The organism is Streptococcus cristatus (assembly GCF_008369405.1).
Classification (GTDB): Bacteria; Bacillota; Bacilli; order Lactobacillales; family Streptococcaceae; genus Streptococcus; species Streptococcus cristatus_G.
In genome coordinates this window covers 437,671-458,024 of the sequence record NZ_VSJJ01000001.1, presented here as the reverse complement: position 1 = coordinate 458,024, position 20,354 = coordinate 437,671, and the positions used below count along the sequence as shown (strand labels likewise).

The 20,354-nt window shown below is 37.0% G+C and carries 20 protein-coding genes; 18 read left to right on the top strand and 2 right to left on the bottom strand.

Annotated elements, in window-relative coordinates; translation table 11 throughout:
• The first annotated feature begins 10 nt into the window (after positions 1-10).
• Entirely contained in the window at positions 11-94 is an 84-nt protein-coding gene (locus tag FXF62_RS02435) for a 23S rRNA methyltransferase attenuation leader peptide (RefSeq protein WP_001814874.1), read from the top strand.
• 124 nt (positions 95-218) lie between these two features.
• Complete coding sequence (erm(B), locus tag FXF62_RS02430; RefSeq protein WP_001038795.1) at positions 219-956, top strand: 23S rRNA (adenine(2058)-N(6))-methyltransferase Erm(B); 738 nt, start codon at positions 219-221, stop codon at positions 954-956.
• A gap of 256 nt (positions 957-1,212) precedes the next feature.
• Here erm(B) and FXF62_RS02420 read toward each other — a convergent pair whose 3' ends face one another.
• The gene (locus tag FXF62_RS02420; protein WP_000019067.1) at positions 1,213-2,460 is read right to left on the bottom strand and encodes an ISL3 family transposase; all 1,248 of its coding nucleotides are present in this window, start codon (positions 2,458-2,460) and stop codon (positions 1,213-1,215) included.
• 179 nt (positions 2,461-2,639) lie between these two features.
• Here FXF62_RS02420 and FXF62_RS02415 point away from each other — a divergent pair, with 179 nt between their 5' ends.
• The 9 genes from FXF62_RS02415 to FXF62_RS02375 all read left to right on the top strand — a co-directional run bounded on the left by FXF62_RS02415 (position 2,640) and on the right by FXF62_RS02375 (position 13,021).
• Positions 2,640-2,861: a hypothetical protein gene (locus FXF62_RS02415; RefSeq protein ID WP_001009056.1), complete on the top strand. Its 222-nt coding sequence runs from the start codon at positions 2,640-2,642 to the stop codon at positions 2,859-2,861.
• 116 nt (positions 2,862-2,977) lie between these two features.
• Complete coding sequence (locus FXF62_RS02410) at positions 2,978-3,475, top strand: antirestriction protein ArdA (RefSeq protein WP_000342539.1); 498 nt, start codon at positions 2,978-2,980, stop codon at positions 3,473-3,475.
• Positions 3,476-3,563: 88 nt separating this feature from the next.
• Positions 3,564-3,956: a conjugal transfer protein gene (locus FXF62_RS02405; RefSeq protein ID WP_000723888.1), complete on the top strand. Its 393-nt coding sequence runs from the start codon at positions 3,564-3,566 to the stop codon at positions 3,954-3,956.
• Entirely contained in the window at positions 3,940-6,387 is a 2,448-nt protein-coding gene (tcpF, locus tag FXF62_RS02400) for a conjugal transfer ATPase TcpF (RefSeq protein ID WP_000331160.1), read from the top strand. Before FXF62_RS02405 ends, tcpF begins: the two co-directional genes overlap by 17 nt.
• 2 nt (positions 6,388-6,389) lie before the next feature.
• The gene (locus tag FXF62_RS02395) at positions 6,390-8,567 is read left to right on the top strand and encodes a CD3337/EF1877 family mobilome membrane protein (RefSeq protein ID WP_000804748.1); all 2,178 of its coding nucleotides are present in this window, start codon (positions 6,390-6,392) and stop codon (positions 8,565-8,567) included.
• Complete coding sequence (locus tag FXF62_RS02390; protein WP_000769868.1) at positions 8,564-9,565, top strand: bifunctional lytic transglycosylase/C40 family peptidase; 1,002 nt, start codon at positions 8,564-8,566, stop codon at positions 9,563-9,565. The genes FXF62_RS02395 and FXF62_RS02390 overlap by 4 nt, the downstream gene beginning before the upstream one ends.
• The gene (locus tag FXF62_RS02385) at positions 9,562-10,497 is read left to right on the top strand and encodes a conjugal transfer protein (RefSeq protein ID WP_001224320.1); all 936 of its coding nucleotides are present in this window, start codon (positions 9,562-9,564) and stop codon (positions 10,495-10,497) included. The genes FXF62_RS02390 and FXF62_RS02385 overlap by 4 nt, the downstream gene beginning before the upstream one ends.
• 318 nt (positions 10,498-10,815) lie before the next feature.
• Positions 10,816-12,735 (top strand): tetracycline resistance ribosomal protection protein Tet(M), encoded by a 1,920-nt coding sequence (gene tet(M), locus FXF62_RS02380; protein WP_002414694.1) that lies wholly within the window; start codon positions 10,816-10,818, stop codon positions 12,733-12,735.
• 100 nt (positions 12,736-12,835) lie between these two features.
• Positions 12,836-13,021, top strand: a complete 186-nt coding sequence (locus FXF62_RS02375; protein WP_011058338.1) for a cysteine-rich KTR domain-containing protein — start codon at positions 12,836-12,838, stop codon at positions 13,019-13,021.
• Positions 13,022-13,080: 59 nt separating this feature from the next.
• Here the strand turns inward: FXF62_RS02375 and FXF62_RS02370 are convergent, their stop codons facing one another.
• Positions 13,081-13,434 carry a helix-turn-helix transcriptional regulator gene (locus FXF62_RS02370; RefSeq protein WP_001227347.1) on the bottom strand — a complete coding sequence of 118 codons (354 nt, stop codon included), beginning with the start codon at positions 13,432-13,434 and terminating at the stop codon, positions 13,081-13,083.
• Positions 13,435-13,938: 504 nt separating this feature from the next.
• On the opposite strand from FXF62_RS02370, the gene FXF62_RS02360 reads away from it, so the two are divergent.
• From FXF62_RS02360 to FXF62_RS02325, 7 genes are all read left to right on the top strand, one after another.
• On the top strand, positions 13,939-14,361 hold the full coding sequence (locus FXF62_RS02360; RefSeq protein WP_000804885.1) for a sigma-70 family RNA polymerase sigma factor: 423 nt from the start codon (positions 13,939-13,941) through the stop codon (positions 14,359-14,361).
• Positions 14,358-14,588: a helix-turn-helix domain-containing protein gene (locus FXF62_RS02355; RefSeq protein WP_000857133.1), complete on the top strand. Its 231-nt coding sequence runs from the start codon at positions 14,358-14,360 to the stop codon at positions 14,586-14,588. Before FXF62_RS02360 ends, FXF62_RS02355 begins: the two co-directional genes overlap by 4 nt.
• A gap of 460 nt (positions 14,589-15,048) precedes the next feature.
• Complete coding sequence (locus FXF62_RS02345; RefSeq protein WP_000814511.1) at positions 15,049-15,252, top strand: excisionase; 204 nt, start codon at positions 15,049-15,051, stop codon at positions 15,250-15,252.
• A gap of 81 nt (positions 15,253-15,333) precedes the next feature.
• Positions 15,334-16,551 (top strand): tyrosine-type recombinase/integrase, encoded by a 1,218-nt coding sequence (locus FXF62_RS02340; RefSeq protein ID WP_001291561.1) that lies wholly within the window; start codon positions 15,334-15,336, stop codon positions 16,549-16,551.
• An 886-nt stretch (positions 16,552-17,437) separates the two neighbouring features.
• The gene (locus FXF62_RS02335) at positions 17,438-18,169 is read left to right on the top strand and encodes an ABC transporter ATP-binding protein (RefSeq protein WP_149517508.1); all 732 of its coding nucleotides are present in this window, start codon (positions 17,438-17,440) and stop codon (positions 18,167-18,169) included.
• Positions 18,170-18,186: 17 nt separating this feature from the next.
• Positions 18,187-19,503 carry a beta-carotene 15,15'-monooxygenase gene (locus FXF62_RS02330; RefSeq protein WP_149517507.1) on the top strand — a complete coding sequence of 439 codons (1,317 nt, stop codon included), beginning with the start codon at positions 18,187-18,189 and terminating at the stop codon, positions 19,501-19,503.
• Between the two features lie 430 nt (positions 19,504-19,933).
• Positions 19,934-20,344 (top strand): thrombospondin type 3 repeat-containing protein, encoded by a 411-nt coding sequence (locus tag FXF62_RS02325; RefSeq protein ID WP_014713375.1) that lies wholly within the window; start codon positions 19,934-19,936, stop codon positions 20,342-20,344.
• Positions 20,345-20,354 lie beyond the last annotated feature (10 nt).

Genomic DNA, 20,354 nt, shown 5'->3' with positions numbered 1-20,354 from the left:
GGGATTCGTCATGTTGGTATTCCAAATGCGTAATGTAGATAAAACATCTACTGTTTTGAAACAGACTAAAAACAGTGATTACGCAGATAAATAAATACGTTAGATTAATTCCTACCAGTGACTAATCTTATGACTTTTTAAACAGATAACTAAAATTACAAACAAATCGTTTAACTTCTGTATTTGTTTATAGATGTAATCACTTCAGGAGAGATTACATGAACAAAAATATAAAATATTCTCAAAACTTTTTAACGAGTGAAAAAGTACTCAACCAAATAATAAAACAATTGAATTTAAAAGAAACCGATACCGTTTACGAAATTGGAACAGGTAAAGGGCATTTAACGACGAAACTGGCTAAAATAAGTAAACAGGTAACGTCTATTGAATTAGACAGTCATCTATTCAACTTATCGTCAGAAAAATTAAAACTGAATACTCGTGTCACTTTAATTCACCAAGATATTCTACAGTTTCAATTCCCTAACAAACAGAGGTATAAAATTGTTGGGAATATTCCTTACCATTTAAGCACACAAATTATTAAAAAAGTGGTTTTTGAAAGCCGTGCGTCTGACATCTATCTGATTGTTGAAGAAGGATTCTACAAGCGTACCTTGGATATTCACCGAACACTAGGGTTGCTCTTGCACACTCAAGTCTCGATTCAGCAATTGCTTAAGCTGCCAGCGGAATGCTTTCATCCTAAACCAAAAGTAAACAGTGTCTTAATAAAACTTACCCGCCATACCACAGATGTTCCAGATAAATATTGGAAGCTATATACGTACTTTGTTTCAAAATGGGTCAATCGAGAATATCGTCAACTGTTTACTAAAAATCAGTTTCATCAAGCAATGAAACACGCCAAAGTAAACAATTTAAGTACCATTACTTATGAGCAAGTATTGTCTATTTTTAATAGTTATCTATTATTTAACGGGAGGAAATAATTCTATGAGTCGCTTTTTTAAATTTGGAAAGTTACACGTTACTAAAGGGAATGGAGATAAATTATTAGATATACTACTGACAGCTTCCAAGAAGCTAAAGAGGTCCCTAGCGCCTACGGGGAATTTGTATCGATAAGGGGTACAAATTCCCACTAAGCGCTCGGGACCCCTTGTAGGAAAATGTCCTAAGTGGGATATCTGTCAACTGGTATGGTTGACTAAAAATACTTCCTACGAAAATGTAGGGGGTATTTTTTTACGAAAAAATACAATCGATTCTTAAAAAGAAAAATTTTTGATTGGCAAAACCATAACAAGTTCGTTTTAGGGTTTTGATTTTGCGATTGATGCCTTCTAAAGGACCATTAGAGTATTCAAATTTAGCGCTATTTAAGACATATTTTCTGTTTTGACGAAGGGTTTGAATAGCAGTATCCATTTCTGTATTGGTTTTTTGGTAGTCTAAGATGGTTGACTCTAGTAATTCACTATTGCGCTCGTTTAGGGCTTTCGTGATATCTTGGTAAGTTTGGTATACTTCAGCGAACTTGGAAAATTTACTAGTAATGAGATCAACAGCATTTTGGCGAGTCATATATTGTTTAACGCCGCGAAGAAAAACTACTTCTTCAGGGTGAAGATCTTCAGCTTTTTTATGGAATAGCTTCCAATGTGACTTCATAATTTTATATTCTTGGCTCTGTTTATCAAGTTGCTTTAGGATAGAGATACGACAATTGTCCAAAGCGCGACCAGCTAATTGTACAAGGTGGAAGCGATCAATAATGATATTGGCATTAGGGAAAAGGCGATAGATAAAACTTTGATATTGAGCATTTAAATCAATTACAACTGATTGAACGCATTCGCGTTCGGCTTTTGAATAACGACTTTCAAAATAATCAACAATGGTAGGTGATAGACGATCCTGTAACTTTGTGACAATTTGGTGGGTTTCAGCGTCACAACAGATAAAGGACATCACAGACTTAATTGAACGAAACTCGTCAAAACATAGATGCTTAGGCAACTTAGCCACACGATAGTGTGGTTCCATGCGCTCTAAGATTGTTCGACGAACACTGCTAGGAGAGCAGTGACACATTTCAGCAATAAGCTGACCAGATAAGCCTTTACGAGCTAAAAGCATGATTTGATTTTTGAGATCACTGGATAAGGTTTGATTTTCTTTGGTTAAATTAGTAATAGCACCAAAAGTAGTATGGCATGATTTACATTTATAGCGTTGTTTACGAAGCTCTAGTTCATATCTTCTCCCATTTAAACTTGCCAGTCGTACATGAGTTTTGCGAAAGCCATCCTTATTAACTGTGGGAAAGCCACAGTTACGACAACGATTAATCGGATAAGAAAGAGTAGCTGTTATTAGCGTTATATACTCTTTAACAGAATCGTTGTTGTGTTCAGCTTCTTCAACAGAAATAATTTTAATATTTTTATCTTTAATTCCAAGAATATTTAGGATAGAATCATTATGGGACATTTGTTTAACCTTCTTTCATGATTTTTGTGGTGAATTGATTGTATAACGAGGGGACAGCAAATGTCCTCTTTTTTGTATAAAAAAATCTGGCATGGAATCTCTATCCATACCAGAAAGTGTATACCCCAAAAAAATAACTCAAATACAAATTCATTGAATATAGAGAGGAGAACATTTTTATGAATTTTGGACAAAACCTTTATAACTGGTTTCTATCAAACGCTCAATCACTGGTGCTTTTAGCAATCGTTGTGATTGGCTTGTATCTTGGCTTCAAGCGTGAGTTTAGCAAACTGATTGGCTTTTTAATTATTGCGATTATTGCGGTTGGCTTAGTCTTCAACGCTGCTGGAGTAAAAGACATTTTACTAGAGCTATTCAATCGCATTATTGGTGCTTAAATAAAACCGTTCTTTTGTGGAATATAAGTGGTTTTCTTATGTTCCGCAAAGGAATGGTACACCAAACGAAGTGCGGTAGGGATTTTTGAATCTCTACAAAGAAAGGACGTGAATATATGGACGATATGCAAGTCTATATTGCGAATTTAGGCAAATACAATGAGGGCGAATTGGTCGGTGCGTGGTTTACCTTTCCCATTGACTTTGAGGAAGTCAAAGAGAAAATCGGCTTGAATGATGAATATGAGGAATACGCCATTCATGACTACGAGTTACCCTTTACGGTTGACGAATACACTTCCATTGGCGAACTCAATCGACTATGGGAAATGGTATCGGAATTACCCGAAGAATTACAATCGGAGCTATCTGCTCTGCTCACTCATTTTTCAAGCATTGAAGAACTAAGCGAACATCAAGAGGATATTATCATTCATTCCGATTGTGATGATATGTATGACGTGGCACGCTACTACATTGAAGAAACGGGTGCTTTAGGCGAAGTACCAGCTAGTCTTCAAAACTATATTGATTATCAAGCCTATGGTCGGGATTTAGACCTTTCAGGAACGTTTATCTCAACCAATCATGGGATTTTTGAAATCGTCTATTAAATCTGTCGGTACATTACTACTGGCAGATTTTCTATTTTACGGGGTGGCTCAATCAGCTACCCCTATTTTTTATGAAAGGATTGATTACATGAAGAAAATACGAAGCTATACCAGTATCTGGTCTGTGGAAAAGGTACTGTATTCTATCAATGATTTTAGACTTCCGTTTCCCATAACCTTTACGCAAATGACATGGTTTGTCGTGTCACTCTTTGCAGTGATGATACTTGGCAACTTGCCCCCTCTTTCCATGATAGAGGGAGCATTTCTCAAATACTTTGGGATTCCTGTGGCTTTCACATGGTTTATGTCTACAAAAACTTTTGATGGTAAAAAGCCTTATGGATTTTTGAAGTCTGTCATTGCTTATGCACTGCGACCAAAGCTGACCTATGCAGGAAAAAAAGTAACGCTTGGCAGAAACCAGCCACAAGAAGCCATTACAGCAGTTAGGAGTGAATTTTATGGCATATCCAATTAAATACATTGAAAACAATCTCGTCTGGAATAAAGACGGGGAATGTTATGCTTACTATGAGCTTGTTCCTTACAATTACTCATTTCTAAGTCCAGAACAGAAAATACAAGTGCATGATTCTTTCAGACAGCTTATCGCACAAAATCGTGATGGCAAAATTCATGCTTTACAAATCAGTACAGAATCCAGCATACGTTCTGCACAAGAGCGTTCCAAAAATGAAGTCACTGGCAAGCTCAAAGCGGTTGCCTATGACAAAATCGACCAACAGACAGACGCTTTAATATCCATGATTGGCGAAAATCAAGTGAACTACCGTTTCTTTATCGGCTTTAAGTTGCTTCTCAACGATCAGGAGTTTTCTATGAAAAGTCTTACCGTTGAAGCAAAAAATGCTTTGTCTGATTTTGTCTATGATGTGAACCATAAGCTGATGGGCGATTTTGTTAGTATGAGTAATGATGAAATCCTGCGTTTTCAGAAGATGGAAAAGCTCTTAGAAAATAAAATCTCTCGTCGTTTCAAAATCCGCAGGTTAGATAAGGACGACTTCGGCTATCTGATTGAACACCTTTACGGACAGACAGGCACTGCCTATGAAGAGTATGAGTACCATCTATCAAAGAAAAAGCTGGATAATGAAACGCTGATTAAATACTATGACTTGATTAAGCCTACTCGCTGTTTGGTGGAAGAAAAACAGCGATATTTGAAAATCCAGCAGGAAGATGAAACCGTCTATGTAGCTTACTTTACCATTAACAGCATTGTCGGAGAACTGGACTTCCCGTCCTCTGAAATCTTCTACTACCAGCAACAGCAATTTACATTCCCGATTGATACGTCAATGAATGTGGAAATTGTAGCGAATCGTAAAGCCCTATCTACTGTCCGCAATAAAAAGAAAGAACTGAAAGACTTGGATAACCACGCTTGGCAAAGTGATAATGAAACCAGCTCCAATGTGGCGGAAGCTCTGGAAAGTGTGAATGAGCTGGAAACCAATTTAGACCAAAGCAAGGAATCTATGTACAAGCTGTCTTATGTGGTAAGGGTATCAGCAAATGATCTTGACGAACTCAAACGTCGTTGTAATGAAGTGAAAGATTTTTATGACGATTTAAGCGTAAAACTGGTACGACCATTTGGGGATATGCTCGGCTTACATGAAGAATTTTTACCTGCCAGCAAGCGTTATATGAATGATTATATTCAATACGTGACCTCTGATTTCCTCGCTGGTTTAGGTTTTGGTGCTACTCAAATGCTGGGGGAAAATGAGGGGATTTATGTTGGCTACAGCTTAGATACTGGACGCAATGTCTATCTGAAACCTGCTCTTGCCAGTCAAGGGGTTAAGGGTTCAGTAACCAATGCGTTAGCGTCGGCTTTTGTTGGTTCGCTGGGTGGTGGTAAATCCTTTGCGAATAACCTTATCGTCTATTATGCGGTGCTTTATGGGGCACAAGCAGTGATTGTAGACCCAAAAGCAGAACGTGGCAGATGGAAAGAAACCTTGCCAGAGATTTCCCATGAAATCAATATCGTCACTCTGACTTCTGATGAGAAAAACAAAGGCTTACTTGACCCTTATGTGATTATGAAAAATCCCAAAGATTCTGAATCACTGGCTATTGATATTCTGACATTCCTTACGGGGATTTCCTCTCGTGATGGGGAACGCTTCCCAATCCTTAGAAAAGCCATTCGTGCAGTAACCAATAGTGAAGTACGAGGGTTGATGAAAGTGATTGAGGAATTACGGGTTGAGAATACGCCACTAAGTACCAGTATAGCCGACCATATCGAAAGTTTTACAGACTATGACTTTGCACATTTATTATTCAGTAATGGTTATGTGGAGCAGTCTATCAGCTTAGAAAAACAACTGAACATTATACAGGTTGCGGACTTGGTACTTCCCGACAAGGAAACTTCCTTTGAGGAATATACCACTATGGAGCTTTTATCCGTTGCTATGCTGATTGTCATTAGTACCTTTGCTTTAGACTTTATCCATACAGACCGAAGCATTTTCAAGATTGTAGATTTAGACGAAGCATGGAGCTTTTTACAGGTAGCACAAGGAAAAACACTATCTATGAAGCTGGTTCGGGCTGGTCGTGCTATGAACGCTGGGGTATATTTCGTGACCCAAAATACAGACGACCTCTTAGATGAAAAACTGAAAAATAACCTCGGCTTAAAATTTGCATTTCGTTCCACTGACCTTAACGAGATTAAAAAGACCTTAGCCTTTTTTGGTGTAGACCCAGAGGACGAAAACAATCAGAAGCGATTGCGTGATTTGGAAAACGGGCAATGCCTTATCAGTGATTTATATGGTCGTGTCGGTGTGATACAGTTCCACCCTGTATTTGAAGAACTGCTCCATGCCTTTGATACCAGACCACCTGTGCGAAAAGAGGTGTAAATGTGAAACCATCAATAGTAAACAGAATAAAATCAAACTGGACGCTGAAACGTCTAGGTAAAGTGGCAATGACAGTGGCTTTCACACTTGTGATTGCCATTTTTCTTTTAGCCATGCTGGGAACGGTGGTTCAAGCTGCGGGCTTGGTAGATGATACGGTCAATGTGGCAAATGAATACAGCCGATACCCACTTGAAAACTATCAACTGGATTTTTATGTGGATAATAGCTGGGGCTGGCTTCCGTGGAACTGGTCGGACGGGATTGGAAAACAGGTCATGTATGGACTATATGCCATTACCAATTTTATTTGGACAATCAGTTTGTATGTTTCCAATGCGACAGGTTACTTAGTACAGGAAGCCTATTCCTTAGACTTCATTTCCGCTACAGCAGATTCCATTGGTAAGAATATGCAGACCTTAGCTGGTGTGAGTGCAAACGGATTTTCAACAGAGGGTTTCTATGTTGGATTCCTCTTACTCTTGATTTTGGTTCTTGGGGTTTATGTTGCCTATACGGGACTGATAAAGAGAGAAACCACAAAGGCAATTCATGCCATTATGAATTTTGTGCTGGTGTTTATCCTATCGGCTTCCTTTATTGCCTACGCTCCCGACTACATTAAAAAAATCAATGACTTTTCATCAGACATCAGTAATGCCAGTTTATCACTTGGCACGAAGATTGTCATGCCCCATTCCGATAGTCAAGGCAAGGACAGCGTGGACTTAATCAGAGATAGCCTGTTTTCCATACAGGTTCAGCAACCGTGGCTACTGCTTCAATACAACAGTTCAGACATTGAAAGTATCGGTATTGACCGTGTGGAAAGCCTGCTCTCCACCAGCCCAGATTCCAACAATGGCGAAGACAGAGAAAAAATTGTTGCGGAAGAAATTGAAGACAGAAGCAATACCAATCTAACCATTACAAAGACCATTAACCGTTTAGGTACAGTCTTCTTCCTATTTGTCTTCAATATTGGGATTTCCATATTTGTATTCCTATTAACAGGAATCATGATTTTCTCGCAGGTACTTTTTATCATCTATGCTATGTTTCTGCCTGTGAGCTTTATTTTAAGCATGATTCCATCATTTGATGGTATGTCAAAACGAGCCATAACAAAGCTCTTTAATACCATTTTGACACGAGCTGGAATCACATTGATTATTACGACAGCATTTAGTATTTCAACCATGCTCTATACCTTATCGGCTGGTTATCCGTTCTTTTTGATTGCTTTTCTACAGATTGTGACCTTTGCAGGAATCTACTTCAAGCTGGGCGATTTAATGAGTATGTTTTCTCTACAGAGTAACGATTCTCAAAGTGTGGGAAGTCGTGTGATGAGAAAACCTCGTATGCTTATGCACGCTCACATGCACCGTCTACAGCGGAAACTTGGACGTTCCATGACTACTCTAGGGGCTGGGTCTGCCATTGTTACAGGTAAAAAAGGACAGTCGGGTTCGGGGAGTTCTGCAAGGACACAAGCAGATCACTCCCGACCAGACGGAAAGGAAAAATCAACACTTGGAAAACGTATCGGTCAAACCATCGGTACAGTAGCTGATACCAAAGACAGAATGGTAGACACTGCTAGTGGTTTGAAAGAACAGGTTAAAGATTTGCCGACCAATGCAAGATATGCAGTATATCAAGGAAAATCCAAAGTAAAAGAGAATGTCCGTGATTTAACCAGTAGTATTTCTCAAACCAAAGCGGACAGAGCCAGTGGACGCAAGGAACAGCAGGAACAAAGGCGAAAAACCATTGCGAAGCGTCGCTCTGAAATGGAACAGGTCAAACAGAAAAAACAGCCTGCTTCTTCTGTTCATGAAAGACCGACTACAAGACAAGAACAATATCATGATGAACAGACCTCAAAACAGTCTAATATTCAGACTTCATATAAGGAATCTCAACAAGCCAAACAAGAGCGTCCAGCAGTTAAGTCCGATTTTTCAAGTCCAAAAGTGGAACGCCAAGGCAATACCGTTCAAGAAAAAACCGTTCAAAAGCCAGCAACTTCAACCACTACAGCAGATAGAACTTCACAACGTCCAATCACAAAAGAACGTCCGTCTACTGTTCAAAGAGTACCACTACAAAATACAAGAAGTAGACCACCAATCAAAACCGCCACCATTAAGAAAGTCGGTAAGAAACCATGAAGTTGAAAACTTTAGTGATTGGTGGTTCTGGATTATTCTTGATGGTCTTCTCACTGCTTCTGTTTGTTGCCATTTTATTTTCAGATGAACAGGACAGCGGAATTTCCAATATTCATTATGGAGGTGTGAATGTTTCCGCAGAAGTGCTGGCTCATAAGCCTATGGTAGAAAAATATGCCAAAGAATATGGCGTTGAAGAATATGTCAACATACTTCTTGCGATTATACAGGTGGAATCGGGCGGTACTGCGGAAGATGTTATGCAGTCCTCGGAATCCCTCGGTCTTCCACCTAATTCATTGAGTACAGAAGAATCCATTAAGCAAGGTGTGAAGTATTTCAGTGAATTATTAGCCAGTAGCGAAAGGCTCAGTGTAGATTTAGAATCGGTTATCCAGTCCTACAATTATGGTGGTGGTTTCTTAGGGTATGTGGCTAATCGTGGAAATAAATATACCTTTGAACTGGCTCAAAGTTTCTCAAAAGAGTATTCAGGTGGCGAAAAAGTGTCTTACCCCAATCCCATAGCCATACCTATCAATGGGGGCTGGCGATACAACTATGGCAATATGTTTTATGTGCAACTGGTAACGCAGTATCTTGTCACAACAGAGTTTGATGATGATACGGTACAAGCCATCATGGACGAAGCACTGAAATATGAGGGCTGGCGATACGTTTACGGTGGAGCTTCCCCGACTACTTCTTTTGATTGTAGCGGACTGACACAATGGACGTATGGAAAAGCTGGAATTAACTTACCACGAACCGCACAACAGCAATATGATGTGACCCAGCATATCCCACTATCGGAAGCACAAGCTGGCGATTTGGTTTTCTTTCATTCTACCTATAACGCTGGCTCTTATATTACTCATGTTGGGATATACCTTGGCAATAACCGTATGTTTCATGCAGGCGACCCAATCGGTTATGCCGACTTAACAAGCCCCTACTGGCAACAGCATTTAGTGGGAGCAGGACGAATCAAACAATGAGAAAGGAAGATTTAATGATGAAATTTAGAAAAAATCAGAATAAAGAAAAACAGATACCAAAGGAAAAGAAACCTCGTGTCTACTATAAGGTCAATCCTCATAAAAAGGTTGTGATTGCCTTGTGGGTACTTTTAGGGCTTAGTTTCAGCTTTGCGATATTCAAGCACTTTACAGCTATAGATACTCATACTATTCACGAAACAACTATCATAGAAAAGGAATACGTTGATACTCATCATGTAGAAAATTTTGTAGAGAACTTTGCGAAAGTCTACTATTCATGGGAGCAATCCGATAAGTCCATTGATAATCGAATGGAAAGTCTAAAAGGCTATCTGACAGATGAACTTCAAGCTCTCAATGTTGATACAGTACGCAAAGATATTCCTGTATCGTCTTCTGTAAGAGGATTTCAGATATGGACGGTAGAGCCAACTGGCGACAATGAGTTTAATGTAACCTACAGTGTAGACCAGCTCATTACAGAGGGAGAAAATACAAAGACCGTCCACTCTGCTTATATAGTGAGTGTCTATGTAGATGGTTCTGGAAATATGGTACTGGTTAAGAATCCGACCATTACCAACATACCTAAGAAATCAAGTTATAAACCAAAAGCCATTGAAAGTGAGGGGACGGTTGATTCCATTACAACCAATGAAATCAATGAGTTTTTAACGACGTTCTTCAAGCTCTATCCTACAGCGACAGCCAGTGAACTTTCCTACTATGTGAATGACGGGATATTAAAACCAATCGGAAAAGAGTACATCTTTCAAGAACTGGTAAATCCTATTCACAATCGTAAGGATAATCAAGTCACGGTATCGCTGACAGTGGAGTATATCGACCAGCAGACCAAAGCAACGCAGGTATCTCAATTTGATTTGGTACTTGAAAAGAACGGGAGTAATTGGAAGATTATAGAATAACAAATATTGGTACATTATTACAGCTATTTTGTAATCACGTACTCTCTTTGATAAAAAATTGGAGATTCCTTTACAAATATGCTCTTACGTGCTATTATTTAAGTATCTATTTAAAAGGAGTTAATAAATATGCGGCAAGGTATTCTTAAATAAACTGTCAATTTGATAGTGGGAACAAATAATTGGATGTCCTTTTTTAGGAGGGCTTAGTTTTTTGTACCCAGTTTAAGAATACCTTTATCATGTGATTCTAAAGTATCCGGAGAATATCTGTATGCTTTTTATGCCCTTTTGGGCTTTTGAATGGAGGAAAATCACATGAAAATTATTAATATTGGAGTTTTAGCTCATGTTGATGCGGGAAAAACTACCTTAACAGAAAGCTTATTATATAACAGTGGAGCGATTACAGAATTAGGAAGCGTGGACAGAGGTACAACGAAAACGGATAATACGCTTTTAGAACGTCAGAGAGGAATTACAATTCAGACGGCGATAACCTCTTTTCAGTGGAAAAATACTAAGATAAACATCATAGACACGCCAGGACATATGGATTTTTTAGCAGAAGTATATCGTTCATTATCAGTATTAGATGGGGCAATTCTACTGATTTCTGCAAAAGATGGCGTACAAGCACAAACTCGTATATTGTTTCATGCACTTAGGAAAATAGGTATTCCCACAATCTTTTTTATCAATAAGATTGACCAAAATGGAATTGATTTATCAACGGTTTATCAGGATATTAAAGAGAAACTTTCTGCGGAAATTGTAATCAAACAGAAGGTAGAACTGCATCCTAATATGCGTGTAATGAACTTTACCGAATCTGAACAATGGGATATGGTAATAGAAGGAAATGATTACCTTTTGGAGAAATATACGTCTGGGAAATTATTGGAAGCATTAGAACTCGAACAAGAGGAAAGCATAAGATTTCATAATTGTTCCCTGTTCCCTGTTTATCACGGAAGTGCAAAAAACAATATAGGGATTGATAACCTTATAGAAGTGATTACGAATAAATTTTATTCATCAACACATCGAGGTCAGTCTGAACTTTGCGGAAAAGTTTTCAAAATTGAGTATTCGGAAAAAAGACAGCGTCTTGCATATATACGTCTTTATAGTGGCGTACTGCATTTGCGAGATTCGGTTAGAATATCGGAAAAGGAAAAAATAAAAATTACAGAAATGTATACTTCAATAAATGGTGAATTATGTAAAATCGATAAGGCTTATTCCGGGGAAATTGTTATTTTGCAGAATGAGTTTTTGAAGTTAAATAGTGTTCTTGGAGATACAAAGCTATTGCCACAGAGAGAGAGAATTGAAAATCCCCTCCCTCTGCTGCAAACGACTGTTGAACCGAGCAAACCTCAACAAAGGGAAATGTTACTTGATGCACTTTTAGAAATCTCCGACAGTGACCCGCTTCTGCGATATTATGTGGATTCTGCGACACATGAAATCATACTTTCTTTCTTAGGGAAAGTACAAATGGAAGTGACTTGTGCTCTGCTGCAAGAAAAGTATCATGTGGAGATAGAAATAAAAGAGCCTACAGTCATTTATATGGAAAGACCGTTAAAAAAAGCAGAGTATACCATTCACATCGAAGTTCCACCGAATCCTTTCTGGGCTTCCATTGGTCTATCTGTAGCACCGCTTCCATTAGGGAGCGGAGTACAGTATGAGAGCTCGGTTTCTCTTGGATACTTAAATCAATCGTTTCAAAATGCAGTTATGGAGGGGATACGCTATGGCTGTGAACAAGGATTGTATGGTTGGAATGTGACGGACTGTAAAATCTGTTTTAAGTATGGCTTATACTATAGCCCTGTTAGTACCCCAGCAGATTTTCGGATGCTTGCTCCTATTGTATTGGAACAAGTCTTAAAAAAAGCTGGAACAGAATTGTTAGAGCCATATCTTAGTTTTAAAATTTATGCGCCACAGGAATATCTTTCACGAGCATACAACGATGCTCCTAAATATTGTGCGAACATCGTAGACACTCAATTGAAAAATAATGAGGTCATTCTTAGTGGAGAAATCCCTGCTCGGTGTATTCAAGAATATCGTAGTGATTTAACTTTCTTTACAAATGGACGTAGTGTTTGTTTAACAGAGTTAAAAGGGTACCATGTTACTACCGGTGAACCTGTTTGCCAGCCCCGTCGTCCAAATAGTCGGATAGATAAAGTACGATATATGTTCAATAAAATAACTTAGTGTATTTTATGTTGTTATATAAATATGGTTTCTTGTTAAATAAGATGAAATATTTTTTAATAAAGATTTGAATTAAAGTGTAAAGGAGGAGATAGTTATTATAAACTACAAGTGGATATTGTGTCCTGTATGTGGAAATAAAACACGATTAAAGATAAGGGAAGATACTGAATTAAAAAAATTCCCCCTCTATTGTCCGAAATGCAGACAAGAAAATTTAATTGAAATAAAGCAGTTCAAAGTAACTGTGATTACAGAGCCAGACGCAAAGACGCAGAGCCGATAAAATGAGATTAATACAATCTCATTTTATCGGCTCTTTCCGTTATGTATGGATTCTTTTAATTAGTCTTCGATGTTTCTTGCTTCGTTGATACCGCTGGCTAAAGATTCCATTAAGGATAGTTCTTTGTCTGTAAAGCTATCCATGTATTTCTCTATCTGTAATCGTCGGGTGCTTTTTACCAAGTTATTAGCAGGTAAGAAAAATTCATCAACGGAAACATGAAGTAACGATACAAGGTCATAAAGAACTTGTATGCTGGGGTGTTGCCCTTTATTTTCAATATTAGTTAAGTACCGTGGGTCAATTTCAATCAATGCTCCCACTTGTTCACGAGTTAAACCTCGTTTCAATCGAGCTTCTTTAATGGCTAAACCAAAGGCTCTAAAATCATATTTATCTTCTTTTTTACGCATAGTAGACCACCTCTATACATTTTATTGTTCCTACTGAATTAAAAACAGGTATAGAAAAACGTGTTATATGGTTTATAGGTTTATATTTAATAAAAAGCACTACTAAACGCCAATAAAAAAAACCGTTATATGGTAGTGCTATTTACGCTGTTAAAATATTGTATATTACTTCCAAATGGCGGTTTGTTGGAGGTCAACGTCGCCATGAAGTACATCATATACAATAAATTTCCTTACATTGGGTTCTTGTCAAAAAAAGTCGTCTATCTGCAATAGATAAGTACGTCCACCAATGTGGTTTTATAAATCATATAGATAGAATAACAGAAGCATGTAAACAGAGAAATAAATCTGTTTATATGCTTTTTTGGCTATTCAGAACTTTTTTACAAAGTTTATTTATCAGTAATGCAACAAATCCCCCTTTCACATTGGGACTAAGAGTGAAAGGAGATAAACGAGCAAGGCTCACTTCCTTTCCTAGACAGAAAGGGGGTGAGAAACATGAAACCATCTTCTTTTCAGACCACAATAGAAAATCAGTTTGACTATATCTGTAAACGTGCTATGGAAGACGAGCGAAAGAATTATATGCTTTATCTTTCAAGGATTGCAAAGCGTGAGGTGTCCTTTTCGGATGTTGGCGATTATCTTGTTAGCCAGTTTGCGACAACAGATAACTATTCAACTGACTTTCAGATTTTTACACTCAATGGGTTATCAGTAGGCGTTGAAAATGATTTGTTGAGTGAAGCATTACGTGAGTTGCCAGACAAGAAACGTGAAATTCTACTGCTGTTTTACTTTATGGACATGAGCGATTCAGAAATTGCAGACCTGTTGAAATTGAACCGTTCTACTGTCTATCGGCATAGAACCAGTGGACTAGCCTTAATTAAAAAGTTTATGGAGGAATTTGAAGAATGAAAACACAATATCCTATGATTCCCTTTCCTCTCATTGTAAAGGCAACAGATGGCGATACCGAAGCGATTAACCAGATTCTACATCATTACAGAGGGTACATAACGAAGCGTTCCCTACGACTTATGAAAGATGAATATGGCAATCAAAGTATGGTCGTTGATGAAGTCTTACGTGGAAGAATGGAAACCAGACTGATTACAAAGATTTTGTCATTTGAAATTAAGTAATATCCTCTCTCCTTTCGTGGAAGCGTGCTAAACCATTCCACGCTTCCCGAACAGGGAGGTTTGTTATTCCACCAAAGCATATTGAGCTTTCAATGTGTTTTGATAGGCTAACGAGCCATTGTTCTTTGAAAACTGAATAAAAGTAATCGAATACGTTTCGATAAGAAAAGAGCCAACGGAACTAACCGCCATGACCTATCTTATAAAGATAGCGAGCGATTCATGTTAGTGATCCGAGAAGCAATCTTTAGCAGGATTGCCTGCAACGACATTCTTATCGTGATAATGATACTCCCATACAGTCAATAGTCCGAGCGTGATAAAACCGTCGCAGGCAATGAGTATGGCTACATGAGAACCATGCAGGGGTGGAACTCCCGTGAGCTTTGCTAAAGCTGTTCGATTGCTGGTAAAACAACTTTTATGAAATCCAAATAAGTGATTTGGAAAGGAGGATTTTATGAAGCAGACTGACATTCCTATTTGGGAACGTTATACCCTAACCATTGAAGAAGCGTCAAAATATTTTCGTATTGGCGAAAACAAGCTACGACGCTTGGCAGAGGAAAATAAAAATGCAAATTGGCTGATTATGAATGGCAATCGTATTCAGATTAAACGAAAACAATTTGAAAAAATTATAGATACATTGGACGCAATCTAGCGTCGCCAAAGGGTCTTGTATATGATAAAATAGTATTAAGTCGTATCAAGGCTCTTTCCATAAAGGAAAGGAGCAAATGCCATGTCAGAAAAAAGACGTGACAATAAAGGTCGAATCTTAAAGACTGGAGAGAGCCAACGAAAAGACGGAAGATACTTATACAAATATATAGATTCATTTGGAGAACCGCAATTTGTTTACTCGTGGAAACTTGTGGCTACAGACCGAGTACCAGCAGGAAAGCGTGATTGTATCTCACTTAGAGAGAAAATCGCAGAGTTACAGAAAGACATTCATGATGGTATTGATGTTGTAGGAAAGAAAATGACACTCTGCCAGCTTTACGCAAAACAGAACGCTCAAAGACCAAAGGTTAGAAAAAACACTGAAACTGGACGCAAATATCTTATGGATATTTTGAAGAAAGACAAGTTAGGTGTAAGAAGTATTGACAGTATTAAGCCATCAGACGCTAAAGAATGGGCTATTAGAATGAGTGAAAATGGTTATGCTTATCAAACCATCAATAACTACAAACGTTCTTTAAAGGCTTCATTCTATATTGCTATACAAGATGATTGTGTTCGGAAGAATCCATTTGACTTTCAACTGAAAGCAGTTCTTGATGATGATACTGTCCCTAAGACCGTACTAACAGAAGAACAGGAAGAAAAACTGTTAGCCTTTGCAAAAGCTGATAAAACCTACAGCAAAAATTATGATGAAATTCTGATACTCTTAAAAACAGGTCTTCGTATTTCAGAGTTTGGTGGTTTGACACTTCCAGATTTAGATTTTGAGAATCGTCTTGTCAATATAGACCATCAGCTATTGAGAGATACTGAAATTGGGTACTACATTGAAACACCAAAGACCAAAAGTGGCGAACGTCAAGTTCCTATGGTTGAAGAAGCCTATCAAGCATTTAAGCGAGTGTTAGCGAATCGAAAGAATGATAAGCGTGTTGAGATTGATGGATATAGTGATTTCCTCTTTCTTAATAGAAAGAACTATCCAAAAGTGGCAAGTGATTACAACGGCATGATGAAAGGTCTTGTTAAGAAATACAATAAGTATAACGAGGATAAATTGCCACACATCACTCCACATAGTTTGCGACATACATTCTGTACCAACTATGCAAATGCAGGAATGAATCCAAAGGCATTACAGTACATTATGGGACATGCTAATATAGCCATGACGCTGAACTATTACGCACATGCAACATTCGATTCTGCAATGGCAGAAATGAAACGCTTGAATAAAGAGAAGCAACAGGAGCGTCTTGTTGCTTAGTAGTACAAATGAATTTACTACTTATTTACCACTTCTGACAGCTAAGACATGAGGAAATATGCAAAGAAACGTGAAGTATCTTCCTACAGTAAAAATACTCGAAAGCACATAGAATAAGGCTTTACGAGCATTTAAGAAAATATAAAAAGATAATTAGAAATTTATACTTTGTTTACGCAAAAAAACAGTAAGAAAGCGTAAAAAATCAATTCCTGTACTAGCGTGTAATTGAAATTTTTTAGTTTTGGCGTTAGAACTGTTTCCTCAGTCCTAGCCCCTTCTCTTTTTGATAAGTATGCTTGGCAGAAAGTAGTTTGTAAATGATTCTGAGAATCTTATGAGCATAAGCAATGACGGCCTTCATCTTGCTTACTCTTTGGGAAATTCGATTATAAAAAAAAAGAAAAAGCTGGATCCTTGGAATGTGCTGCAATTAATCCCGACATGGTCAAAGCCTGTTTTATTTAGCGATTTCCTTGCGTGATGTGTGAGGATTTTTTAATGCCAGCACTATAGGCTAAACATCTTTTTCTGTCATGAGTTAGCAGGCTCTGCCTGCTTAGAGTTTTACATATGCTACTATCTTAGTTATAGCTAACTTAAATTCTCATTTATTAAGTATACCTAAGTTTTATGTTTAAATTTTGTATAGAATAGTTGTATCACTTAACAAAGCTATGTTTACGCTTTCAATCAAGCCTCATTTATGATACTATTATTGTAATAGAAAAAATTCTTAGTTCGCTAAAAACCTTTATTCGAGATCCAAAGGAAATAGAAATTTTATCCATTAAAAATACGTTTCATAAGTTACTTACTTGATATTAATAGAATTCCAATTTGTATAATTAAATCAAAGATGACACTGGAATCAGGAGGATTTATAATGGTTAATAATGTAGCTGTTAAAGTCTCAAACCTTTCAAAAGAATTTTTGTTAGGGCAAGACAAAACTGTCTCTATTTTGAAAGATGTTTCTTTATCTGTCAATTACGGGGAATTTGTATCAATACTTGGTGTCAGTGGTTCTGGAAAGTCTACTTTGCTAAGTTGCTTATCCAGTTTATCTGAACCAACAAGTGGCGAAGTTGTTATCAATGGTGTAAATCCATATACATTAAAAGAAGGGAAGCTTGCTAAATTTAGAAGGCAAGATATTGCAATTATTTTTCAAAACTATAATCTGGTACCTGCTCTGCCTGTACTAGAAAATGTTACACTTCCTCTGAGACTCTCAGGAAAGAGTGTTGATAGCAATAAAGTAAGAAAAATGTTGGATAGTTTGAATTTTAAAGCAGAACTATCATCATTAGTTGCTACCTTATCAGGTGGAGAACAGCAAAAAGTGGCTATTACTCGTGCAATAATAGCTGATAGTAAAATTATTTTTGCTGATGAGCCAACAGGAGCTCTGGACAGCGTCTCAAGAAAACTTATTTTTGAAACACTTCGTAATTTAGCGAGTCAAGGAAAATGTGTGTTTATGGTCACTCATGATATTGAGTTGGCTTCAAAAACTGACAGAGCACTCATTTTAAAAGACGGAAAAATATCTCAACAAATTATTAAACCTTCAGCTGATGAGCTCTACCAAGCACTTGAAAGTAGTAAAGATTAATTTGAGGAGGATTTATTATGCTAAAATTAATCATTTACCAATTTCAGTACTCAAAAAGACAATGGTTAGGAACAATACCATTACTATTTGTATCTAGCCTGATTGTTGGAACATCTTTATTTGGTATTGCTAGTTCAATAAATACTGCTAATATTAACGCTTCACAACTTTTTCAAATGCTAATAATTTTTGGAGGGACTACTTTATTTTTCCTTATTTCAAATAATATAAGGCTGCTAATAGATATCTTTAAAAAGGATTACCAATTATGGGCCATCTTAGGCGCAAGCAGAACTCAACTATCTTTACTAGTATCTGGACAGTTTTATTTAATGGCAGTGATTGTTAGTAGTATTGGTACAATACTTTCATTTTTTGTGACAGATAGTTACTACAAATTTTTACAAAATTTATTAGGAAGAGATGAGTTACCTGATTTAGTTATTACAGCCAACATTCAATCAATTTTATTGAGTGTTTTTATAGTCCCAACAATTGTCGGGATAGGGGCTTACTTTTATTCAAGTCGAATACTTAAAATATCATCAATATTAAAACCAAAAAAGAAAAAAAGAAAAGTTACAGTAACTGGATTTATTAACATCTCTGTTCGTTTAATCCTATGGTTACTATGTATAGGTTTGATTGTTTCAGCAAGTTTTAGTAGAAATAAAGAAATAATTGCAACACAGTCAAGCATAATATTATTTTTATTAATTATTCACATCCTTATTATTCAATCACTATCTCCATCAATTCAAGTGTTTCTAATAAAACTTTTTATGAGGATATTTCCAACTGAAAATTATGTAATCAATACAGGCTTTTGGAATCTACTATCCAATCCTAGTTATTTGAAAAGTATACAAACTTCAATGAGCATGGGAGTAACTCTCATTTCTGGGTTTATTCTTTACACCCAAAATATGTATTCATTCATGAATACAGCAAACGGTGTACTCGAAGCAAGAGCTTCCTTTATTGCTTATCTGTCTGCTCCAATTATTCTGATTATTACTAGTTCTATTTCTCTTACAATTTTATCTTCTAATAAAGATATTGAAGACATTAAACAGTTAAAGACACTGGGAGTGTCAAGATCACAACTTTTTAAAATACGTATAGGCGAGGCAATAATACATTCGGTGTTAATTTTATTAGTATCAGTAATTTTCAATTTAATTATTTTAATTTTAGTTAGCTTTATTGGCCAACTTTTAGGCCAAAGTGTAGTAGATATATCGGGTTTTTGGCAACCGAGTCTTATAGTTATTTCTTTGTTAGTTATTTTTTATAGTATTACAAAGGGATTTTATATATTTAGAGATAGATAAATTGGAGTAGTTACTGATTCAAAAGAATACAAACACGTTTCAATCATGACTTCCATTATAAAAACCTCCTGTTAACTATTTGAACAATAGAACAAGAGGCTACTAGTAAGATATTTTCATGCTCAAGGCATATTCGAGTCATCTCATGACTCTTGTTCAACCAGTTTGACATACAGGCTAGGAAAAGCCCTATTAAAGATCACGTATTGGTATTGTTCACCTTTATTATAGGCTAAACATCTTTTTCTGTCATGAGTTAGCAGGCTCTGCCTGCTTAGAGTTTTACATGTAATCTATTTTAATAGTAATGTTTTATCATTTTTAAGAGAACGCAGTTTTGGCTCGTTCTCTTTTTTGTTGTGATACTTCTTTCAAGGAATATTTGGTAGGATTGGAGTGAAAAAAGATTAACTAGGAAAGAAGGAAGTATATGGAAGCCATTTATCAACGTGATTCGGATCAAGATGGACTAACTGATGCTCAAGAATTGGCGCTAGGAACCAATCCTCTTAGCGCAGATTCTGATGGTGATGGGCGTTCAGATTTAGTGGAAATAGAAGAAGGAACCAATCCCTTAGAAAAGGATTTACAAGACATAGACCAAACAAGTATCACTGAACCGTCCTCAGTATTTATGGAAATGAAACAAAAGATTTCAGATATGATGGAGAGTCACTACAAGGAATTTATACAGGCTCTGATTAGTATTGAAACAGGGATTGAAAACCAACAAGACCTAGAAGACTTATATACTTACTACATGAGAACGGATGCCGTTTCTCTTTTATCTAGTGATTTAGAAATCAGTCCTCAAGAGGTTGAAATGGAGATAGAGTTGTAGGGGAATCATG

Bases quoted from the DNA above. Each gene is read 5' to 3' on its own strand.
- FXF62_RS02420 (WP_000019067.1), bottom strand. From the start codon at position 2,460: ATGTCCCATAATGATTCTATCCTAAATATTCTTGGAATTAAAGATAAA.
- FXF62_RS02370 (WP_001227347.1), bottom strand. From the start codon at position 13,434: ATGCGTAAAAAAGAAGATAAATATGATTTTAGAGCCTTTGGTTTAGCC.
- FXF62_RS02355 (WP_000857133.1), top strand. From the start codon at position 14,358: ATGAAAACACAATATCCTATGATTCCCTTTCCTCTCATTGTAAAGGCA.
- FXF62_RS02405 (WP_000723888.1), top strand. From the start codon at position 3,564: ATGAAGAAAATACGAAGCTATACCAGTATCTGGTCTGTGGAAAAGGTA.
- FXF62_RS02340 (WP_001291561.1), top strand. From the start codon at position 15,334: ATGTCAGAAAAAAGACGTGACAATAAAGGTCGAATCTTAAAGACTGGA.
- FXF62_RS02410 (WP_000342539.1), top strand. From the start codon at position 2,978: ATGGACGATATGCAAGTCTATATTGCGAATTTAGGCAAATACAATGAG.
- FXF62_RS02330 (WP_149517507.1), top strand. From the start codon at position 18,187: ATGCTAAAATTAATCATTTACCAATTTCAGTACTCAAAAAGACAATGG.
- FXF62_RS02335 (WP_149517508.1), top strand. From the start codon at position 17,438: ATGGTTAATAATGTAGCTGTTAAAGTCTCAAACCTTTCAAAAGAATTT.
- FXF62_RS02360 (WP_000804885.1), top strand. From the start codon at position 13,939: ATGAAACCATCTTCTTTTCAGACCACAATAGAAAATCAGTTTGACTAT.
- tcpF (WP_000331160.1), top strand. From the start codon at position 3,940: ATGGCATATCCAATTAAATACATTGAAAACAATCTCGTCTGGAATAAA.
- FXF62_RS02415 (WP_001009056.1), top strand. From the start codon at position 2,640: ATGAATTTTGGACAAAACCTTTATAACTGGTTTCTATCAAACGCTCAA.
- FXF62_RS02325 (WP_014713375.1), top strand. From the start codon at position 19,934: ATGGAAGCCATTTATCAACGTGATTCGGATCAAGATGGACTAACTGAT.
- FXF62_RS02390 (WP_000769868.1), top strand. From the start codon at position 8,564: ATGAAGTTGAAAACTTTAGTGATTGGTGGTTCTGGATTATTCTTGATG.
- FXF62_RS02385 (WP_001224320.1), top strand. From the start codon at position 9,562: ATGAGAAAGGAAGATTTAATGATGAAATTTAGAAAAAATCAGAATAAA.
- FXF62_RS02435 (WP_001814874.1), top strand. From the start codon at position 11: ATGTTGGTATTCCAAATGCGTAATGTAGATAAAACATCTACTGTTTTG.
- FXF62_RS02345 (WP_000814511.1), top strand. From the start codon at position 15,049: ATGAAGCAGACTGACATTCCTATTTGGGAACGTTATACCCTAACCATT.